Raw genomic sequence first — 18,334 nt, 5'->3', positions numbered from 1 at the left:
TGACTGTCCTCAAGGGAGGGGGCGTGGATGAATGATCTGATGGTACAGGTGGACAGGCAGATACACCGCAACGGCGGGATGGGTATTGATTTCCCGGACGAGATCGAGGCGCGGTTCGAGCGGGACATCCACGCAGAGCGCAGTCACAAGCTTGTCTGCATGGGGGCGGTGGCGATCAGCATCTACCTGCTGTTTCTGATCAATGACTGGCGCTTTCGGCCGGATCACATGCTGGAAGCCATCATCATCCGGGTCGGAGTGATGACGCCCATCGCGTTGCTCTGCATCTACCTGCTCAAGCGCGGTGTGTCGCCGGTCTTGCGCGAGATGCTGATGACCGCTCTGGTGTGCTTCGTGATGATCTTCACGGCCCTGTTGATCCAGTTGTCAGTGTCACCGCATTCCTTTCTGGATCTGTTCGCGCTCGGGCTCATCGTGCTGGTGGGAAATGTCCTGTTCCAGCTGCGTTTCTGGTACGCCCTGTGTTCCTCGGCCTTCCATTTCTGCGTGATGCTGTACCTGGTCACCGCCCATCCTGCCCCCTACGAGTCGGCAGGGTTCATGGCATTGATGGTGTTCTTCTCCATCACGCCGTTTTCCATCATCTCCAATCTGCGCAGCGAGAAGGCTGAGCGGCTTTCCTACCTGTTGCTGCTGCGCGAGCAGTTGCGGGTCGAGGAGTTCACGGAGAAGAATGAAGAGTTTCGGCGACTTGCCTCCATCGCCCCCCTGACGGAAGTCTACAACCGCCGCCACTTCGACAGCCTAGTGAGTTCTCTGATCGGCAAGCAGGTCGATCGTCGACTGCAGTACGGCGTCGCCATGATCGATGTCGATCATTTCAAGGCCTACAACGATCACTACGGTCACGTGAAAGGCGATGTCTGCCTCAAGCGCATCGCGACGGCCATCTTCGAAAGCGTGCACCCCGATGTCGACATCGTGGCGCGTTTCGGGGGGGAGGAGTTCGTGGTGCTGCTGCCATCCTGCTCCCCGCAAGCGGCGCTGGCGCGAGCGGAGGAGATTCGCGAGCATGTCAGCGGACTGGCACTACCGCATGCGGGCAATTCGCAGCAGGGGATCGTCACCATCAGCGTGGGGGTCTCCGCCGCAGGCAGCGAGGAGGATTACGACTTCGAGAATATCCTGAATCAGGCGGATGAAGCGCTCTATCACGCCAAGGCCAGAGGCAGGGACCGCTGCGTGCTGTCACCTCGCTCGCTGCCCGAGACCCCGGTCACCGCTGACGCCTGATGGCGTACTTCTGCATCTTCTTGACCAGTGTCGATTGATTGATGCCCAGCGAGGAAGCGGCAGCACGCGTCGTGGCATGTCGCTCGAGCGCCCGGTGGATCAGTTCCCGCTCCAGGGCCTGGGTGCATTGCGTGAGAGTGGCGTGGTTCTCGCGCACTCCGGCGGGTATCGTCGCAGCGACAGAGGGGGCTGCGAGACCGCCTGGCCCCAGGCATTCGGCGGGCAGCATGTCCGTCGTGATGAGCGTCTGGTCGGTGGTGACGACCAGTCGCTCGACCAGGTTGATCAGCTCACGGATGTTGCCCGGCCACTGATGCGAGGCCAGCAGTTCCAGCACCTCGGGATCGAAGTGGCGAACGCGGGCATGGCGTTGGCAGAAGTGACCCAGATAGTGGCGTAGCAGCGGGATGACCTCACCACGGCGCTCGCGAAGCGGGGGCAGCGTGATGGGGACGACGCTGAGGCGATAATAGAGGTCTTCGCGAAAGCGCCCCTCCCTCACGCGAGCGGCCAGGTCATGATGTGACGCGGTCAGCAGGCGCACGTTGGTCCGCCTGAGTTCGGTTCCCCCCACGGGCATGAAACGTTGCTCCTCGACGACCTTCAGCAGCTTGGCCTGCAGCGAGAGTGGCAGGTCGCCAATCTCGTCGAGAAACAGCGTGCCACCATTGGCCACATCCAACAGCCCCTGTTTTCCCCGGGCATTGGCACCGGTGAAGGCCCCGGGCGCATAGCCGAACAGTTCCGCCTCCAGCAGTCCTTCGGGCAGGGCGGCACAGTTGAGTTCCAGAAACACGCCGGCAGAGCGCTCGCTGTGCTCGTGAAGATAGCGGGCCAGCAATGTCTTGCCCGTGCCCGTCTCGCCCTGGATCAGGACCTTCACATCGGTGGCGGCCACGCGTTCTGCCAGCGCGAAGCAAGCGGCCGTGGCCTCGCTGGTGACGAGTTCCAGTGCCTGCTCATCGGTACCGGCGTTGACGCTGTAGGTCTCGTGCAGGGAGTGCAGCTGGCGAAGCTGCTCCTGGGCATGCTTGGCGCGCAGCAGCTCGGTGATATCACGCACGCTGGTGACGACGTGACTTAAGGCGCCATCCCGCGCGTGCATGGGCAGGCCGCTGACCAGGATCTTGCGGCCATCGTGCAGGCTCTGGACCAGAGTGACGGGCTTGCCGTCCCGGATGACCTCCAGAGAGACCGACTTGGAGATATAGCCTCTGCGCACCAGTTCCTGCATGTGCCGGCCCAGCACATCACTGCGCTTGAGCCCCGTGATGCGCTCATAGGCCTGGTTGATGGCCACGGTCACCCCGAGGGCGTCGGTGATGTAGACCCCGTCGTGCAAGGCATCCAGCACTCGCTGCACCGGAACCTCGGCCAGCAGGTTCGTGGCGGTGTCCGATGGGCCGTCCGGCCCGGCGGCGAGGGTGCGCTGATTCGACCGGGCGAGGCGTTCCTTGCGCTCGGCGGCGGATTCCACTTCCTGGCGCGTCAAGACGCCGATCACCTCGCCGCGGGTGTCGATGACCTCGACGGCCTCCAGTGACTGACGTTCCAGCAGTGCCAGCGCCGCTTCCAGCTTGAGATCCTGTTCCACGTTCTGCATTGAGGGTTCCCCTGACAGAAGCCCCCGCGCGCTCAGGCGGCGGGGGGCCATGGGGTTACGATACGTCAATGCGAGGATGTCGTGGAAACGGTTGGCGTCACGTCACTGGCGGGAGCGTCGATATCGCCCTTGCCGAGATCGCGGCTGAAGGTCTCGTCGTTTTCCCCCGAGAAAAAGCGCTTGCCGTAGATCAACAGGCACAGGGCGATCCCGATTCCGAAGGCCCAGGCGGCGCCCTTGATTACCAGAACGGCGGCGATCACGCCGGCAATGCCGAGGTCACGCTGGCTGCGGGCTTCGAGAATCCCCAGTCGTACGCTGACATAGCCCTGGATCAACAGGGTCAGTGCCAGCGCGATCCCCAGAATGGGCTGGACCAGACTGACGATGGGCAGCAACAGCAGGCCGGTATTCGTGCCCCAGCGGAAGGAGCCTGAGCCCCCGAACAGCGAGTGCATCGCCTGCTTGCCTTCCTTGTAGCGCTCGACCACGACGACCTGCATGGCGGCCCACAGCGGCCCGCACATGGTGACGTCCGGACCGAACAGGCTCATCAGCGTATTGCGGCCACCGAAGATCATGTGGGCACGGTTGGCGTCGTAGTCGATCTTCTCGTCAGGCCGTGACTCATCGGCTTCCTCGACCAGCGCCTTGGATTGCAGGACATCGCCGAACAGCACGATATAGGCGGCCAGTACGGTGGGCAGGGCGGTCAGGAACATCGACAGCGGCGGCAAGCCCACGCCAAAGACGGTGTAATGGCTGAACATGGTCACGAAGTCCGGCTGACTGAAGCCCCACTGCACGTCAGGCCAGGTGGCCTCGCCGACCAGCGGTGCGACGATGATCGCCAGCAGGATGATCGGGAAGATCCCCAGCTTGCCCAGGTTGCCCCAGAACGGATTCGAGGTCTTCAGCCTTGCGAAGTGGCGCGAGAAGATGATGTAGAACGCCAGACCCACGGCGATGCTGATGGTGATGGGATAGGTGTCGAAGCGTCCGCCTTCCTTGAAGACCACGCTGATCGCGGCCAGGCCTGCCCCCATGATGATGCCGGCCTTGATGGCCGAGGGAATCAGGTTGACCACCTTGCTGGCCAGCCCCGTTCGCCCAAGCACGATGGCCAGTATCCCGAGCATCAGCTGGAAGGCGATCAGGGCATGCACCCGCGTTTCGCCCTCGGGGAAGGTGGCCACATAGGCCATCAGCAGAGGGATGGCCGGCGTGATCCAGCCGGGAATGACCGGGTCGCCCAGCAGATGGTGAACGAGATACAGCAGCCCGTTGAGCATCACGATGGCCAGGGCGGCTTCAAACGGCATGCCCAGCAGCTCCGTCATCAGCGGGATGGCGGCGAGATCCACCGCGCACATCAGAAGTCCCTGCAGATAGTCGGGCAGCTCGAAACGGTAGTGCAGGAAGGGCAGGCGAATCTTGAAAGGCCCCAGAGCGTAGTAGGGGCTTTCCTCTCCGGGTTGGCGGGTTTTCCAGTGGCTCATGATGGCGTTCCTGTTGTTATCGTTATTCATCTTCACCTGGGGTGGAGATGGTGTTCACGAGAAGGGGCAATGCTCATGCCTGGCGGGCTTCACCAGGCAGCGCGATAGATGCACTCGATGTCGTGCTGGGTCAGTTGACGTGGATTGTTGCGCAGCAGGCGTTCCACCTTGACGGCATCTGCCGCAAGCGAAGGAATATCCTTTTCGGAAATGTCGAAATGGCGCAGGCCACTGGGGATGTCCACGTCTCGGCACAGCTGGTGCAGGCGCTCGACGACCAGCTCGGCCGCGGCCTCATCCTTGAGCGCATGATGCGCAGTATCCAGTGCCTCTGCGATATCCCGGAAGCGTTCGACGCAGGCCAGCGCATTCCAGCGCATCACATGCGGCAGCAGCAGGGCGTTGGTCACGCCATGGGGCAGGTGGTAGCGCCCGCCCAGCGGGTAGGCCAGGGCGTGGACCGCACCGACCCCCGCATTGCCGAAGGCCATGCCTGCCAGCAGACTCCCCGTGGCCATGGCTTCACGCGCCTCGAGATTGCCGGGATTGGCATAGGCCTTGGGCAATGCCTTGATGATCAGGCGCATGGCCTTGATGGCCAGCGCATCGGTGATGGGCGTGGCGAAGTTGGACAGGTAGGCCTCGATGGCATGCACCAGAGCATCGACGCCGCTGGCGGCAGTGACATGGCGGGGACAGCTGACCGTCAGCTCCGGGGCGACGATGGCGACGTCCGGCAGCAGGTAGTCATTCACGATACCTTTCTTCATGCGTGCTTCGGTGTCAGACAGAATGCCGATGTTGGTGACTTCGGAGCCGGTGCCTGCCGTGGTCGGCATCGCGATCAGCGGTGCACCACGCACACGGGCCTTGTCTTCCCCGAACAGGCTTTCCAGATCGCCGTCATGGGTGGCGTATACCGCCACGCATTTGGCGATGTCCATGGCGCTGCCGCCACCCAGCGCGATCAGGCCATCGCACTGCGCCTCGAGGTAGACGCTCATGCAGTCCTCCACGATGTGCACTTCCGGCTCGGCACTGACCTCGCTGAAGATGCGGTAATGGGTCAGCTGGCCATTGGCCTTCAGTACATCGAGCTGATCCGTGATCGGCTTGAGGGTACCCGATCCCAGCACACCGGGGTCGGTGACCACCATCGGGCAGCGCATGCCCAGGCGAAGGATTTCTTCACTGAGGCGTGATGAGGCCTGTTGGCCCGTTATCAGGCGGTGGGCGGATTTGAAGCTGGCGATGCTCATGGCGATATCCTGTCTTGGATGACATGGGGAAGGGCGCTGGTTGGCGTCTCCTGTCATGATGGATAGCAAATGGCATGCCAGTTTCTTTCTCTTTGCAAGTCGCTGAATTAAATGGGTTTTTATTGAGTTTTCGCCTAAGGTCGCTACGCCCAAGGTCGATGTTCTGATGCCAAATGGAATCACTCGCGTGGCTTGAGTGATGCGTTATGTCATCAGACGCCATGCGATGATGGCAGGTGACGGACGATCGAAAGCCGCGATTCTGCACGGGTCACTGGTCTCTTTTCCCCAATGTCATTATCGTTTGATGAAAACCGCCGAAGGATTGATGAAAATCGCCATATGCCTGATACCCCGACCGCGCTGGACATGAAGCCCTTGAGCACTGGCGCGCATCCCTACCCGCGGCCGGACTCACCACCCGTGCTGGCGCCCGGCGCCGCCGAGAATACGCTGAATGTCTGGCTGGTACCGCGATTCTCGATGTTGACGCTGTTCTGCCTGCTCGAGCCCTTGAGGGTCGCCAATCGCTTCGGGCGGGATCTGTTCGCCTGGCGGCTGTTGTCAGCGGATGGTGAGGCGGTGGTGGCCAGCAATGGGGTCCGTATCGATGTCGATGGTCGCCTCGATCAGCTGATGACGTGGGAGCCCCGGCAGGCATCGGAAGCGGTGTGTGAACAGACCTCGGTATCCATGGCCCGGATGCGCCTGATGGTGGTGTCGTCCTATGAGCCAGAAGCGAGTGTCGACAGTGAGTCGCGTGCCGTGCTGCGTTGGCTGGCGGCCCATGGTGCCTGGCTGGGGGGACTGGATACCGCCCCCTTCATTCTGGCGCGGGCCGGTGTGCTGGCGGGGCATCCGGTCGCATTGCACTGGGAAAGCGTGCCGGCCTTTCAGCAGGAGTTTCCTGAGCTGGACGTCAGCTCGGCTCCTTATGAATGGCAGGGTGAGCGTCTGACCGGCTCCGGCGGGGCGGCCAGCATCGACATGATGCTGGCCTGGATCGAGCGGCTCTATGGCCCTTCGCTGGCCGATGCCGTGGGATGTCAGATCATGCACCAGCGCACGGCCGTGAACGTGGAGAGCCCGACTCCGCGCGATTCGTCGTTGCCGCGCAGTGTCGTGCGTGCGCTGGCGGTGATGGAGGCCAATCTTGCCCAGGCCCTGCCCATTCCGGTGGTCTGCCGGCTCGCGGGGCAGTCACAGCGCCAGCTGACGCGCCTGTTCGTGGCGCAGTTCGGCGAGACACCCAAGCAATGCTATCTCGGCATGCGTCTGGATCATGCGCAGCGGGTGCTCGCCGACAGTCGGGTCAGTGTCTCCCAGGCGGCCTTTGCCACGGGATTCATCCATCTGGCGCACTTTTCTCGTGCCTATCAACAGCGTTTCGGTGAGGCACCCAGCGTGACGGCGCGTCGCGGACTGGCCGCTGAATGAACGGCCATCACGCTCGCGTGTGGCGCATGAATGACAGTTTCGTCGTCTGAGGATGCTATGGGTATGAACTGGATAACCTGGCTGGATCTGGCCGGTGTGATGATCTTCGCGCTGACAGGCGTCGTCGTGGCCTGTCGTTCGCGGATGGACCCGATCGGCATGCTGGTGCTCGGCGCCGTGACCGGTATCGGCGGCGGCACCCTGCGTGATCTGGTGCTGGGCATCAGGCCGGTGTTCTGGGTCGAGCAGCCGATCTATCTCTGGGTGATCCTGCTCACGGTGGGCGTGGCGACATTGGGCTTTCACTACATTCACCGCCTGACGCGGGTCTTTCTGCCCGTGACGGATGCCTTCGGCCTTGCGCTGTTCACCGTGCTGGGCGCTCACAAGGCCCGCACGATGGGGGTAGACGGTATCGTTGTCGTGGTGATGGGCACCATGAGTGGCGTGGCAGGCGGCATGATCCGGGATGTACTGGCGCGCCGCGTGCCGATGGTGCTGCGTCAGGAAATCTACGCCTCGGCGTCGCTGGCGGGCGGGATTCTCTATATCGCGCTACTCGAGCTCGGGATGCCGCTTGCCTGGGCGACAGGCGCGGCCATCGTGATGGTATTGATGATTCGACTTCCGGCCATCTACTGGAATCTGACGCTGCCGACCTTCGCCTGGGTCATCATCCCGCCACCGGACCTGTCAGCGAGTGGTGAACCCCGCACGTCGGGCACGCCCGCAGACAATCAGCGCGAGCAGGGTGATGCCGAATTCGCCACCACCCTGGGGGGCTCTGTGGGGCTCAGCAAGCTCGAGGCCTCGATGAAGATCGACCAGCCCCCCGAGCCGCCGATGCTGCCACGCCGTACTCCCAAGGCGCGGGTGCGCATGCTGCGCCCCGGCGAGAGTCGGCGAGGCAGGAACTGAGCACGGAAGGTCATGGCGTGATCGCTTGGAAGCGGTGCGTGATTATGGTGCAAGAAGTGCCTGACAGATGCCGATCATTGCGATTTCTGCAAAGATACGGGCCGAACAAGGGGTCATCAAGGTCTGACAAGGGCCATCGTCTTCTGGGAGAAGTTTCATCATGCGCAGTCGCTCACAAGACCTTGAATGGTTGCTGGCGGTGGTCGACAGCGGAGGGTTCAGTGCTGCCGCCAAGCAGCGGGATGTGCCCGTGGCCAAGGTGTCGCGGGCCATCCAGCGGCTGGAAAGCGAGCTTGAGACACCGCTGTTGACTCGTACCACTCGCAGCGTCGCCCTGACGGACGAGGGGCGTGCTTTCGTCGAGCGCATCAGGGAGGGGCTGCAGCAGTTGAGCGAGGCCGAAGACGTCTTGCGTCAGCAGCGTGATCAACCCAGCGGCCGTCTGCGGGTCGATGCCGCCAGTCCTTTCGTCCTGCATCAGCTGGTGCCGCTGGTGGGAGAGTTCGAACGTCGCTATCCCGGCATTTCCCTGGAGCTTTCGGCGGGTGACGACATCATCAATCTGCTGGAGCAGCGCACCGATGTCGCCATTCGCATCGGCGAGCTCGAGGATTCGACCCTGCACGCCAAGGTACTGGGGCGCTCGACCCTGCACCTGGTCGCCAGCCCCGCTTATCTGGCAAGGCATGGCACGCCGACGAGCGTCGCGGCGCTGGCGTCGCATCGCCTGCTGGGATTCCTGCCGCCCAGTCGCCTGAATCGCTGGCCACTCAAGGGTGCGCCCCGGGAGCTGGAAACGACGCCGCACCTTTCCACCTCCAGCGGTGAAGTCATGCGCCAGCTATGCCTGGCCGGCCACGGCATCGCGCTGATCTCCCGCTTCATGCTCGCCGATGACCTGGCGTCGGGCGCTCTGGTGGAAGTGCTGCCGGGGCAGGTCCAGTCGCCCAATCCGCGTGAGTTGATCCAGGCGGTGTACTACCGCAACAGCACGCTCTCGCCCCGTATCAGTGCCTTTGTCGAGTTTCTTGCGTCGCGCCTGACGTTGTAGGGAGCCGAGGGGGGCTCCCCAGTCGCTTCAGCTCCTGCCAGCGGGTGGTATAGCGTGAGCTGCGATGCGCGCAGCGCAGCTGCCAGGCGGCATCCGGGCGCGCGACGCCCAGACGCACGGTGCCACGACCCATCTTCTGATTCATCGCATCCAGTGTCGCCATCAGCTGCTGGTTGCGTTCTCGTCTGGCGATATCGGCCTCGCTGTCGAGCAACGAGAGCTGCTCTCGGGGCTGGTCGATGAGGTCCAGCAGCATCACGCCTGCCTTCATGAAGCGATAGCCGCGCAGATAGATACGCTCGAGCGCCTGATGGGCGGCGGCGAGTATCTCGCGGCTGTCGCTGGTCGGTTCGGGGAGTTCGATGATGGTGCTGGGCGAGTATTGCGGGAGATCCGGGCGGTGGCGGTTGCTCTTGCTCTTGAGGAAGACCAGCACGGCACGTGTCTGGCTGCCCTGATGGCGCAGCTTCTCGGCGCCGCGCTGGGCGTGCTGGCGAATGGCATCCTTGAGCTCATTCATGTCATCGGTCATGCGGCCGAAGGAGCGTGAGGTCATGATGCGCTGACGGGCATCATCGGGGTCGTTCATCTCGAAGCAGGGCGTGCCTTGCAACTCGCGCACGGTGCGCTCCAGCACGACGGAATAGCGCTGACCGATGGCGCGCGGGTCCGCACAGCGCAGGTCCCAGGCGGTATGCAGCCCTTGCAGTGCCAGCCGTTCGACCAGGCGATGGCCCACGCCCCAGACATCGCCCAGCGGTGTGTCTTCCAGCAGGCGCTGGGTGCCGACTTCGGCAGGTTCCAGCACGCAGACACCGCCGAATTCCGGCCGCTTCTTGGCGGTACGGTTGGCCAGCTTGGCCAGGGTACGAGTGGGGGCCACGCCGACACATACCGGGATGCCGGTGAACTTGCGCACATTGCGGTGCAGGGTACGACTCAGCGCCAGCATCGCGTTGCGGTCAAAGCCATCGAAGCGCACGAACATCTCGTCGATGGAGTAGGGTTCGACCCCCGCGCTGTATTCCTCCAGCACGTCGCGCACGCGCGCCGACATGTCGCCATACAGCTCATAGTTCGAGGAGAGCAGGTGGATGCGCCCCTCGCGTACCAGGGATTGCAGCTGGAAGGCCGGAGTCCCCATCTCGATGCCCAGCGCCTTGAGTTCCTGAGAGCGCGCGATCACGCAGCCGTCATTGTTGGACATCACCCCCACGGGGCGGCCTTCCAGGCGCGGATCAAAGACTCGCTCACAGCTGGCGTAGAAGTTGTTGCAGTCGACCAGCCCGATCATCGGCGCGCTCATACCGAGTATTCGTGGATGACGGAGCGCACCACCCCCCAGACCTGACACTCGAGATCGATGATGGCCACCGGCGGATACAGGGCATTGCCGGAGCACAGATACGGCCGCTGGCCGATCAGTTCGTAGCGCTTGACCACCACCTCGCCCTCGACCAGCGCCACCACGATATGTCCGGGGCGGGCGTCGATGGAGCGATCCACGACCAGGGTGTCATTCTCGTAGATGCCGAAGCCTTCCATGCTGTCACCTGCCACCGTCATGAAGAAGGTCGCTGCCGGACGCTTGATCAGCCGCTCGTTGAGATCCAATGTCCGGCCAGCGTAATCCTCGGCCGGTGACGGAAAGCCGGAAATTCCCGCACGCCCCGTGATGTGGGGGTATGGCAGCTCACATGGCGCAGGAGCGGGATGAGGGCGAGCCAACGTCTCGTGAGTGGCAAGGGGGGCAGATGCGGTCATGGAAAGCTCTCCTGTCATGGCTGTATTTATATACAGTATCCGTGGCAGGCAAGCGTTAGGCAACCGCTAATATGCAAAGCCGCCTCAAGCGAAAGTGGCCGCTGCGAAGCCCGGATGGCGAGGGTGTTATGCTCGGCATCGGCGAATGCCATCGGGCGCAAGGTCCGGTGTCTACGTGAAAGGCGGATTCACTGTGGAGAGCCATGAACGAACTGACCCAACGACTGCGCACCTTCCTCAAGGTGGCGGAGCATCAGAGCTTCAATGCGGCAGCGCGTGAGCTGGAGATCGCCAGTTCCACGGCGACGCGTCACGTCAATCATCTGGAGCGACAGCTGGGCGAGCCGTTGCTGGTGCGCACCACGCGCCATGTGCGGCTTTCGCCTGCCGGTGAGCGAGCCGTGATCCGTTTCCGTGCCATCCTGGGCGAGGTGGCTCAATTGACGGATGAGCTCGAGACGCTGAGTGAGCGAGTCGCGGGGCCGCTGCGCATCTCGGTGCCGTGGCGATATTCGCGCCTCTATCTGGCACCGCTGGTGAGTGAATTCATGCAGTGCTACCCCGAGGTGGCGCTGGATATCGTCAGCAGTGATCAGCGTGTGGATCTGATCGAGGAGCAGTTCGATGTCGCCATCCGCATCGGCCATCTGGAAGACTCGAGTCTGATCGCACGGCACATCAGTGACCAGCGTTTCGTGCTGGCCGCGGCGCCGTCCTATCTCAGTGCCCAGCCGCCCATTCGTCAGCCCGAGGACCTGGAACGGCACCGCCTGCTGACCTTCAGCTATACCACCGCCAATCATCACTGGCGGCTGGTGCAGGGTGAGCGGGAGCACCGCATCTCGGCGCGAGCACGCGCGCTGCGTACCAACAACGCCGACATTCTGACCCAGGCAGCCCTCGAGGGAGCTGGTGTCGTGGTGCAACCGCTCTGGGCCATCCGTGAAGAACTGGCCCAGGGGCGCCTTGTGGCGGTGCTGGAGGACCATCAGGTCACGTCGTCGGATTTCGACACTGGCATCCATGTCGTCTTCGCGCGCGAGAATCAGCACAACCCGCGCGTGCGTGCCTGGGTCGACTTCCTGCTCGCCCGCCGCGAGCAGCTGGCCGGTCGCTAGCAGGTTCTCGGCAGGTGGTGATCAGTAGAGAATATCGCTGCGGATGATGTACTTGGCACCATCGCGGATCGGCTCGCCTGCGTGCACGCAGTGCTGCGGGTGCGAGCCATGCGGGAAGCACAGCACACCACCCTTGGGCGTTGCGACCGAGACTGTCTGGATGTCGTCCCGTGACTGGGCAGGCCTTTCGGGGTCGCGACGGCTGACCAGAAACTCGGTGCGCCCGCCGGTATAGCCATCGCTCAGGAAGATGAGGAAAGTGTACTGGCTCATCAGGCCCGGATAGGCGTCCTGGACGATCTCGCCATTGATGACGCGACTGCCCGGCCAGGCACCATCGGTATGCGGCTTGAAGAAGTCGCCGGCCTCGTAGCGATAGACACGAAAGCGCGCATTGATGCCTTTTGCGCCTTCGCCCTGGATCTGCTCGGTCACCAGTGGCGCCGAGCGCGCCCAGATGACCTGATCGATGGCGTCACTGACGACCCAATTGACGTTGTGGTTGTGGCGTACCGAACGCGGCAGGGAGACGGGCGCATCCTCCTCGAAGCCCATTGCCTCCAGGGCGGCGACGAAGTTGTCGGCCTCGGCAGGCGTCAGCACATTGAGCAGCTGGAAGGCGCCCGGGACACCCTCGACCTCTTGACGGACCACCTCTGGTGTCGCCTCGGTCTCGAAGAGGTCAGACACGTCACCGTTGTCCGTCCAGATGGGCAGGGGCGTGGGAGAGAAACCGCGCTCGTGACTGACGGCGTAGAAGGACAGGCTCATGGCAAGACTCCTGAATGGCATGATCACGAATGTTGCCCGAGAGGCTAGTGCACTGCCAAAGACAGAAAAAGGCACCTGACGGCAATTGGCCATTGCACGAATGGCAATGATCAATGTCCGCCTGTCAGGTTGAGGCCGACGATCGACAGCACGATGAGGCCGATGCAGGCCATGCGGCGAAACGAGAAGTGTTCGCGCCAGAACAGCACGCCGATGATGGCGCTGACCACGGTACCGATGCCGGAGAATACGGCATAGGCGATGCCCAGGCTGATGGTGTCCATGGCCAGATACAGCAGGCTCAAGGAGGCGCTGAAGCCCAGCGCGACCAGCAGCACACCCCGTCGGCGGCGGTGGTTGGCGTATTGATTGAAACCGGTGACGCCGACGACTTCACAACAGCCGGCGGCGATCAGATAGACCCAATCCATGTCATCCCCCCTGCTCAGTCACTGACGGTGGTCTGTGGTGTGGCACTCGCGCGAGTCCGCTTATCGGCAGGCGCGCCGGGGGCCGTCTTGAGCACGATGATGCCGATCAGCATCAGCACCACGAAGCCCAGCGTGGACCACTGGAACTCGAGCTCGAAGAACAGCAGGTCAGTCACCACCGTCCCCAGCGTGCCCAGGCCGACGAAGATGGCGTAGGTGGTGCTGGCGGGCAGTGTCCTGGCGATCTGGGTGACCAGACTCAGGCTGATGATGACCAGCAGCACCGTCAGTGCCCATTCCAGTGGAGTGTCGGCGACCTTCAGGCCCGTGGCCCAGCCGATTTCGCATAGGGTCGAGATCAGGAAATAGAGCGTGATGCGCATGGTGATCGGGCGTCCTTGTGGGGTGTCGGGAAAATGAGGCGTTCAATCGCCAGCGAAAGACATGCGTTGCATGAATGCGAGTCTATATGAGGTTTTGTTGATGTTTCTGGCCATGAAAAGGCGGAGGGAGCCCCTCCGCCTGGTGCCTGGCAAGTCGTCCGCGCAGCTCCTTCTCACAAGAGCGTCAGGTGACCAGAAAGCGTCAGGAGGCCAGCGGCGTGGTCGTCGCCTGAGCAGCTGACTCCTCGTCGGATGGCGCCTCGGCCTCGGCCTCGGCCGGCTGGGCCAGATAGGCTTCCAGCGAGTCATCCATCGCCTCAAGCCACGGCGTGTGATGTCTGGGCGCCTGGGTGCCGGTCATCAAGGAGCGATAGCCGTGATCGCGGAAGGTCATGATGTTCTCGTGCTTGTGATGCTCCCACTCGAGGAAGGTGCGATTCACGCCATCGATATCGAAGCTCGGGTAGTCGGTCTCGCTGATCAGCGATTTCACGTAGTCACCCTGGAAGATGATCATCGCCGCGTCGCTATCCAGCGTTTCCTCACGCTCGCGCCATGCCTGGCTATCGGCTTGCATCGCCGCTTTCGCCGGCAGTGTCTGGGTGCCGAGAATCGCATCGCGCACCCACCAGGCCTGGGCATCGAACATGTTGAAGGTGTACCACTGGTCCTGCATGCCGAGATAGAACAGGCGCGGATTCTCTTCCCACACCACGCCCTTGTAGAGCCCCAGCGGCCACATGCGGTTGGCAGTCTTGAGGCGCAGCGACTCCTCGAGGAACGGGAAGTGATGCAGATAGCCGGTGCACAGGATGATGGCATCGACTCGCTTATGGCTGCCGTCACTGAAATAGGCGGTATCGCGATCGACCTTCACCAGCAGCGGCTTCTCTTCCCAGTTGTCCGGCCATTTGAAGCCCATCGGGGCGGTGCGATAGCTGGTGGTGATGCTGCGCGCACCGTATTTGTAGCACTGCGAGCCGATGTCCTCCGCGGAATAGCTGCTGCCGAGCAAAAGCAGATCCTTGCCCTTGAATTCCAGTGCATCGCGGAAATCATGGGCATGCAGAATGCGGCCATTGAAGGTCGAGAATCCGGGGAATTCCGGCACATTGGGTGTCGAGAAATGTCCGGAGGCCACGATGACGTGATCGAATTCTTCGCTGGTCACCAGATCGAGCGCCTGATCATGCACGCTGACCGTGAATTGCTGGGTAGTCTCATCGAAGGTGACCTGGCGCACCGGGCAGCCGAAGCGGATGTACTTGCGCACGCCAGCCTTCTCGACACGCCCCTTGATGTAGTCGAACAGCACGGCGCGCGGCGGGTAGGAGGCGATAGGGCGCCCGAAATGTTCTTCAAAGGAGTAGTCGGCGAACTCGAGACACTCCTTGGGACCATTCGACCACAGGTAGCGATACATGCTGCCGTGGACCGGCTCGCCGTGGGCATTCAGGCCGGTGCGCCAGCTGTAATTCCACAGACCACCCCAGTCATCCTGCTTCTCGTAACAGACAATCTCGGGGATCTCGATGCCCTTGTCGGCTGCGGATTGAAAGGCGCGCAATTGAGCCAGTCCACTGGGGCCTGCGCCGATGATCGCGATACGTTGGGTCATGGATACCATCCTGTTCTTGTTGTGTCTTGATGCGTTACCTGAGGTTTCGTGACGTGATGACGTCGAGAAACACTGACAACGAAACAGGCTAGCGAGATGTGACCTGGCTGCACATTGCTCGGAAAGGGTAGCCATAAAGGAGTATGCGATGCCGGTGCCATACCCACCGGATCATGCGGAATCCCCTGCCAGGTCCGAGGTGTCGACGGCGAAGATGATGCCTTCCACGGCCAGCGGCGTGCCGTCAGGTGAATAGATGCCATGGCCCTTTTCCTGTACCCGGCGCACGTCGCCATCGTGGTGACGAATGCGGTAGGCAAGGGTGAAGGGCGTGTGTGCCTGAAGGGCGGCCTGTACCTGGTCCCACACGCGGTCGGCATCCTCGGGGTGGATCATGTCGCCGTAGGTGAGGGAGGGATGATCGAGCAGGTCGCGCGGGCTGAGTCCGGTGATGGCCAGGCAGCCGTCACTGATGTACTCCATCGACCAGTGGCGGTTGTTGCGCGCGCGATAGACCATCGCGGGCAGGCCCTTGATCAGGCGCGTCAGGCTGCGCAGGTTGGCGGCGTCGATCTGCTCCTGCTGCACGCGCTCGCTGATGTCATGCAGAGTGAGCGTGGCGGGCCAGGGCGAGGCCAGCGAAAGTGACTGGCTACGGACTTCACACCAGCGATAGTGGTGGTCCGGCCCCAGAATGCGCAATCGCCAGCAGTCAGGCCGCTCACGGCGTGACACGTGCCGGGCCAGCACGTCCCAGCGGGCGTGATCTGCGGGGTGCAGTGCTTCCCGCAGGCGTTGAGGGGGCGCGACCAGCTCCGTGGTCTGCCCCCGGGAGATGGCTTTAGTGATGTCCCGCTGACTTTCCGGCAGTTGTCCGCTCAGGGCCTGCCAGCCACGCGAGGCATAGAGCAGCGTGCTGTCAGCATCCACCACGACCACGGCATCACTCAGGCTGTTGAGAATTCTCTCGGCGCTCAAGGCAGGAGATGACGACGGGGTCTCGGAGGCCCACTGTTCGAGAAAGCGCATCATCTCAGGCTCTCCTTTTCGGCCCGTGTCATGGCCTCTTTGGCGCTTGTCGCGTCCTCGGCGGGCGCTCGGCTGGCATCACTCGCTGGCGTCAGCGGGTGGGCGTATACCCAGGCGGCCAGCTCCAGTCGCGAATGCAGATCCAGCTTGCGCAGCAGATTCTTGACGTAGACCTTCACCGTGCTGTCACTGATGCCCAGCTCGCGCGCGATCAGCTTGTTGCTGAGGCCGCGCCCGATCCATTTGAGGGTATCGCGCTCACGCTCGGTCAGGCCGCGATGCCAGTCCGCCGTATCGGCCTCAGCCATGCCGTCAGTCAGGGCAGCGTCTTTCGCCTCGGTCAGCGGCACGGCTGAACCCGGCGTGGGAACGCCACCTTCCAGCGGTGCATGTTCGCGTGCCGAGCGCTGGCGGTGGTCCTGCTGCAGGCGCCTGGCCAGCAGCAGCAAGGTCTCTTCCTCCAACCCCAGCTTGCCGTCGATGACAGCCTGCAGGCGCTCGAGAATGCGTTCGGGGGCGGTGTCCTTCATCAGGTAGCCATCCGCCCCTTGCTGGATGGCATCCAGCAGATGACGGCTGTCGTCGGAGGCGGTCAACAGTACGACCTTGAGGGCGGCATCACGCTGCTTGAGATGGCGCATCAGGGTCAGGCCATCGAGTTGCGGCATCTGCCAGTCGACGATTACCAGCTCGGGGGCGAGGGCGGGGAGGCGCTCGAGCAGATGCGCACCATCATCGAAGTCGGCCACGACCTCGAACAGGCCACCTTCACTCAAGAGCTCGGCAAGCCCGCGCCGAAACAGCGGATGGTCGTCGACGAGTACCACTCTTGTCGGGAGTGTATGACGTGTCGGGTGCGTCGAGGGTGTCTGTCGTGTCGCGGTCATGTGTCGCGGCGCTCCCAGCTCAGTGCCACGCGGGTACCGCCCTGGCGAGGCTGGGTGATGGCGAACTCGGCCCCGAGGTGGCGCGCACGATCCTGCATGATGCCCAGCCCGAAATGCGCGGCGGGGATCTCGGCGGGATCGAACCCGCAGCCGTTGTCCTCGACGGTCAGCAACACCCGCGCCGCCGGCTGCGGCCCAGAGGACTGATAGAGCAGTTGCAGGCGCAGGTGGGTGGCCCGGGCATGGCGCACGCTGTTGGTCATCGCTTCCCGCACGATGAACATCACCTGCAGGGACAGGGTATCGGGGAGGTGCAGTGACTGGATGCGATTGTCGAGCTCGAACACCATGCTGGAACGGGTCTCGAATTCCTCGATCAAGGCCTCCAGCACACAGGCAAGCGGCGCGTCTCCCCAGGTGGCGTGCGCGCCATTGATCAGTTCACGGGTCTGGCGGAAGGTGCGCCGGGCCTGGGTATGCACCTCCTCAGCCAGTGCCTGCACCTCCTGTGGCGCATGGCGGGCGGCACGTGTCAGGCGTGCGCTCTGCATCTGCAGGTAACTCAATTCTTGGGCGAGGGTATCGTGCAGCTCCGCCGCCAGTTGTCGGCGTTCGTTCTTCAGGGCCTGTGCCACCGCTGCCTGCCTGTCTTCGGCGTGACGCGCCTGTTGCTGCTGCAATGCCAGCCCACGGCTCAGAGCGTCGATGACGGCGTGGGCCAGCGGTGTCTCGCGAGAGGGGGCTGCGGCTGCTGGCTCTCCAAGCCACAACCAGTCATCGCCCGTCGCCCCTCTGCCCGTCTCCCCTCTGTCAGCGGCGTCCGTGAGGGCGATCAGCACGCCACCTGGCGTGCCGGCTATGCCAGACGCCTGCTGTCGGTCGCCGGGATCGCGACCGATATTCCTGACGACTTCCTGCAATCTATGGCGCGCAGCGGCTGACAAAGCGATGCCGGCAGGGGAAATCACCGCATGGGTCGCCTGACCGGGTGCGCGATGCACGACACAGAGTTCGCAAGTCGCGGAGTGCGCCATGCCGCTTTCAGGGCAGCCGTTCAGCATGTCCAGCAGCTCTCTCAGCACGGATGGCAACGCCTCCTCAAGGTCAGCGCAGGTAGCGATGCGCAAGGTGATGGCATCGAGGTGGTGTCTGTCACGCAGATCAGGCGGCGGGATGGCAGCAGGGCGAACGGGAGTCTCGGCATCGGCGCGACAGCCTCGTGCGCGCTGGACATCAAGGCGATGCGCTATCCCTTGCGATGCAGGCGCCTTGCCTGTCTTCGATGCGCCGAGACTGAGTGCCATACGAGTTC

General features: G+C 63.1%; 17 protein-coding genes. 5 read left to right on the top strand and 12 right to left on the bottom strand.

The window, feature by feature from the left end; all coding sequences use genetic code 11:
- Window positions 1-27 precede the first annotated feature (27 nt).
- The gene (locus tag ACZYGA_RS16070; protein WP_479399606.1) at window positions 28-1,254 is read left to right on the top strand and encodes a GGDEF domain-containing protein; all 1,227 of its coding nucleotides are present in this window, start codon (window positions 28-30) and stop codon (window positions 1,252-1,254) included.
- On the opposite strand, the gene ACZYGA_RS16065 is transcribed toward ACZYGA_RS16070, so the two are convergent.
- The 3 genes from ACZYGA_RS16065 to ACZYGA_RS16055 all read right to left on the bottom strand — a co-directional run bounded on the left by ACZYGA_RS16065 (window position 1,238) and on the right by ACZYGA_RS16055 (window position 5,615).
- Entirely contained in the window at window positions 1,238-2,857 is a 1,620-nt protein-coding gene (locus tag ACZYGA_RS16065; protein ID WP_479399604.1) for a sigma-54 interaction domain-containing protein, read from the bottom strand. The genes ACZYGA_RS16070 and ACZYGA_RS16065 overlap by 17 nt on opposite strands.
- 65 nt (window positions 2,858-2,922) lie before the next feature.
- Window positions 2,923-4,356, bottom strand: a complete 1,434-nt coding sequence (locus tag ACZYGA_RS16060; protein ID WP_479399603.1) for a hypothetical protein — start codon at window positions 4,354-4,356, stop codon at window positions 2,923-2,925.
- Window positions 4,357-4,445: 89 nt separating this feature from the next.
- A complete protein-coding gene (locus tag ACZYGA_RS16055; RefSeq protein ID WP_077371205.1) occupies window positions 4,446-5,615 on the bottom strand; it encodes an iron-containing alcohol dehydrogenase in 1,170 nt (389 codons plus the stop codon).
- Between the two features lie 342 nt (window positions 5,616-5,957).
- Here ACZYGA_RS16055 and ACZYGA_RS16050 point away from each other — a divergent pair, with 342 nt between their 5' ends.
- From ACZYGA_RS16050 to ACZYGA_RS16040, 3 genes are all read left to right on the top strand, one after another.
- Complete coding sequence (locus tag ACZYGA_RS16050; RefSeq protein WP_479399602.1) at window positions 5,958-7,052, top strand: GlxA family transcriptional regulator; 1,095 nt, start codon at window positions 5,958-5,960, stop codon at window positions 7,050-7,052.
- 63 nt (window positions 7,053-7,115) lie between these two features.
- Window positions 7,116-7,970 carry a trimeric intracellular cation channel family protein gene (locus tag ACZYGA_RS16045; protein ID WP_479399600.1) on the top strand — a complete coding sequence of 285 codons (855 nt, stop codon included), beginning with the start codon at window positions 7,116-7,118 and terminating at the stop codon, window positions 7,968-7,970.
- A gap of 160 nt (window positions 7,971-8,130) precedes the next feature.
- Window positions 8,131-9,021 carry a LysR substrate-binding domain-containing protein gene (locus ACZYGA_RS16040; protein ID WP_191237181.1) on the top strand — a complete coding sequence of 297 codons (891 nt, stop codon included), beginning with the start codon at window positions 8,131-8,133 and terminating at the stop codon, window positions 9,019-9,021.
- On the opposite strand, the gene ACZYGA_RS16035 is transcribed toward ACZYGA_RS16040, so the two are convergent.
- The gene (locus ACZYGA_RS16035) at window positions 8,978-10,315 is read right to left on the bottom strand and encodes a Y-family DNA polymerase (RefSeq protein WP_479399639.1); all 1,338 of its coding nucleotides are present in this window, start codon (window positions 10,313-10,315) and stop codon (window positions 8,978-8,980) included. The genes ACZYGA_RS16040 and ACZYGA_RS16035 overlap by 44 nt on opposite strands.
- 8 nt (window positions 10,316-10,323) lie before the next feature.
- Entirely contained in the window at window positions 10,324-10,785 is a 462-nt protein-coding gene (locus tag ACZYGA_RS16030) for a LexA family protein (protein ID WP_479399599.1), read from the bottom strand.
- 203 nt (window positions 10,786-10,988) lie between these two features.
- On the opposite strand from ACZYGA_RS16030, the gene ACZYGA_RS16025 reads away from it, so the two are divergent.
- Window positions 10,989-11,903 carry a LysR family transcriptional regulator gene (locus tag ACZYGA_RS16025; RefSeq protein ID WP_479399597.1) on the top strand — a complete coding sequence of 305 codons (915 nt, stop codon included), beginning with the start codon at window positions 10,989-10,991 and terminating at the stop codon, window positions 11,901-11,903.
- Window positions 11,904-11,924: 21 nt separating this feature from the next.
- Here ACZYGA_RS16025 and ACZYGA_RS16020 read toward each other — a convergent pair whose 3' ends face one another.
- The 7 genes from ACZYGA_RS16020 to ACZYGA_RS15990 all read right to left on the bottom strand — a co-directional run bounded on the left by ACZYGA_RS16020 (window position 11,925) and on the right by ACZYGA_RS15990 (window position 18,326).
- Window positions 11,925-12,674 (bottom strand): 2OG-Fe(II) oxygenase family protein, encoded by a 750-nt coding sequence (locus tag ACZYGA_RS16020; RefSeq protein WP_404982780.1) that lies wholly within the window; start codon window positions 12,672-12,674, stop codon window positions 11,925-11,927.
- A 110-nt stretch (window positions 12,675-12,784) separates the two neighbouring features.
- Entirely contained in the window at window positions 12,785-13,105 is a 321-nt protein-coding gene (locus ACZYGA_RS16015) for a DMT family transporter (protein WP_136939268.1), read from the bottom strand.
- Between the two features lie 14 nt (window positions 13,106-13,119).
- Window positions 13,120-13,488 (bottom strand): DMT family transporter, encoded by a 369-nt coding sequence (locus ACZYGA_RS16010; RefSeq protein WP_479399595.1) that lies wholly within the window; start codon window positions 13,486-13,488, stop codon window positions 13,120-13,122.
- 202 nt (window positions 13,489-13,690) lie between these two features.
- A complete protein-coding gene (locus tag ACZYGA_RS16005; RefSeq protein ID WP_479399594.1) occupies window positions 13,691-15,106 on the bottom strand; it encodes an NAD(P)-binding domain-containing protein in 1,416 nt (471 codons plus the stop codon).
- Between the two features lie 171 nt (window positions 15,107-15,277).
- Window positions 15,278-16,138, bottom strand: a complete 861-nt coding sequence (locus tag ACZYGA_RS16000) for a PAS domain-containing protein (RefSeq protein WP_479399592.1) — start codon at window positions 16,136-16,138, stop codon at window positions 15,278-15,280.
- Entirely contained in the window at window positions 16,135-17,022 is an 888-nt protein-coding gene (locus ACZYGA_RS15995) for a response regulator (protein WP_479399591.1), read from the bottom strand. The genes ACZYGA_RS16000 and ACZYGA_RS15995 overlap by 4 nt, the downstream gene beginning before the upstream one ends.
- Window positions 17,019-18,326, bottom strand: a complete 1,308-nt coding sequence (locus tag ACZYGA_RS15990) for a sensor histidine kinase (RefSeq protein WP_479399589.1) — start codon at window positions 18,324-18,326, stop codon at window positions 17,019-17,021. Before ACZYGA_RS15990 ends, ACZYGA_RS15995 begins: the two co-directional genes overlap by 4 nt.
- Window positions 18,327-18,334: the final 8 nt, after the last annotated feature.

The sequence above is a fragment of the Cobetia sp. BL01 genome (assembly GCF_056493605.1).
The sequence above is the reverse complement of the archived record's forward strand: the minus strand, read 5'-3'. Positions and strand labels throughout refer to the sequence as shown.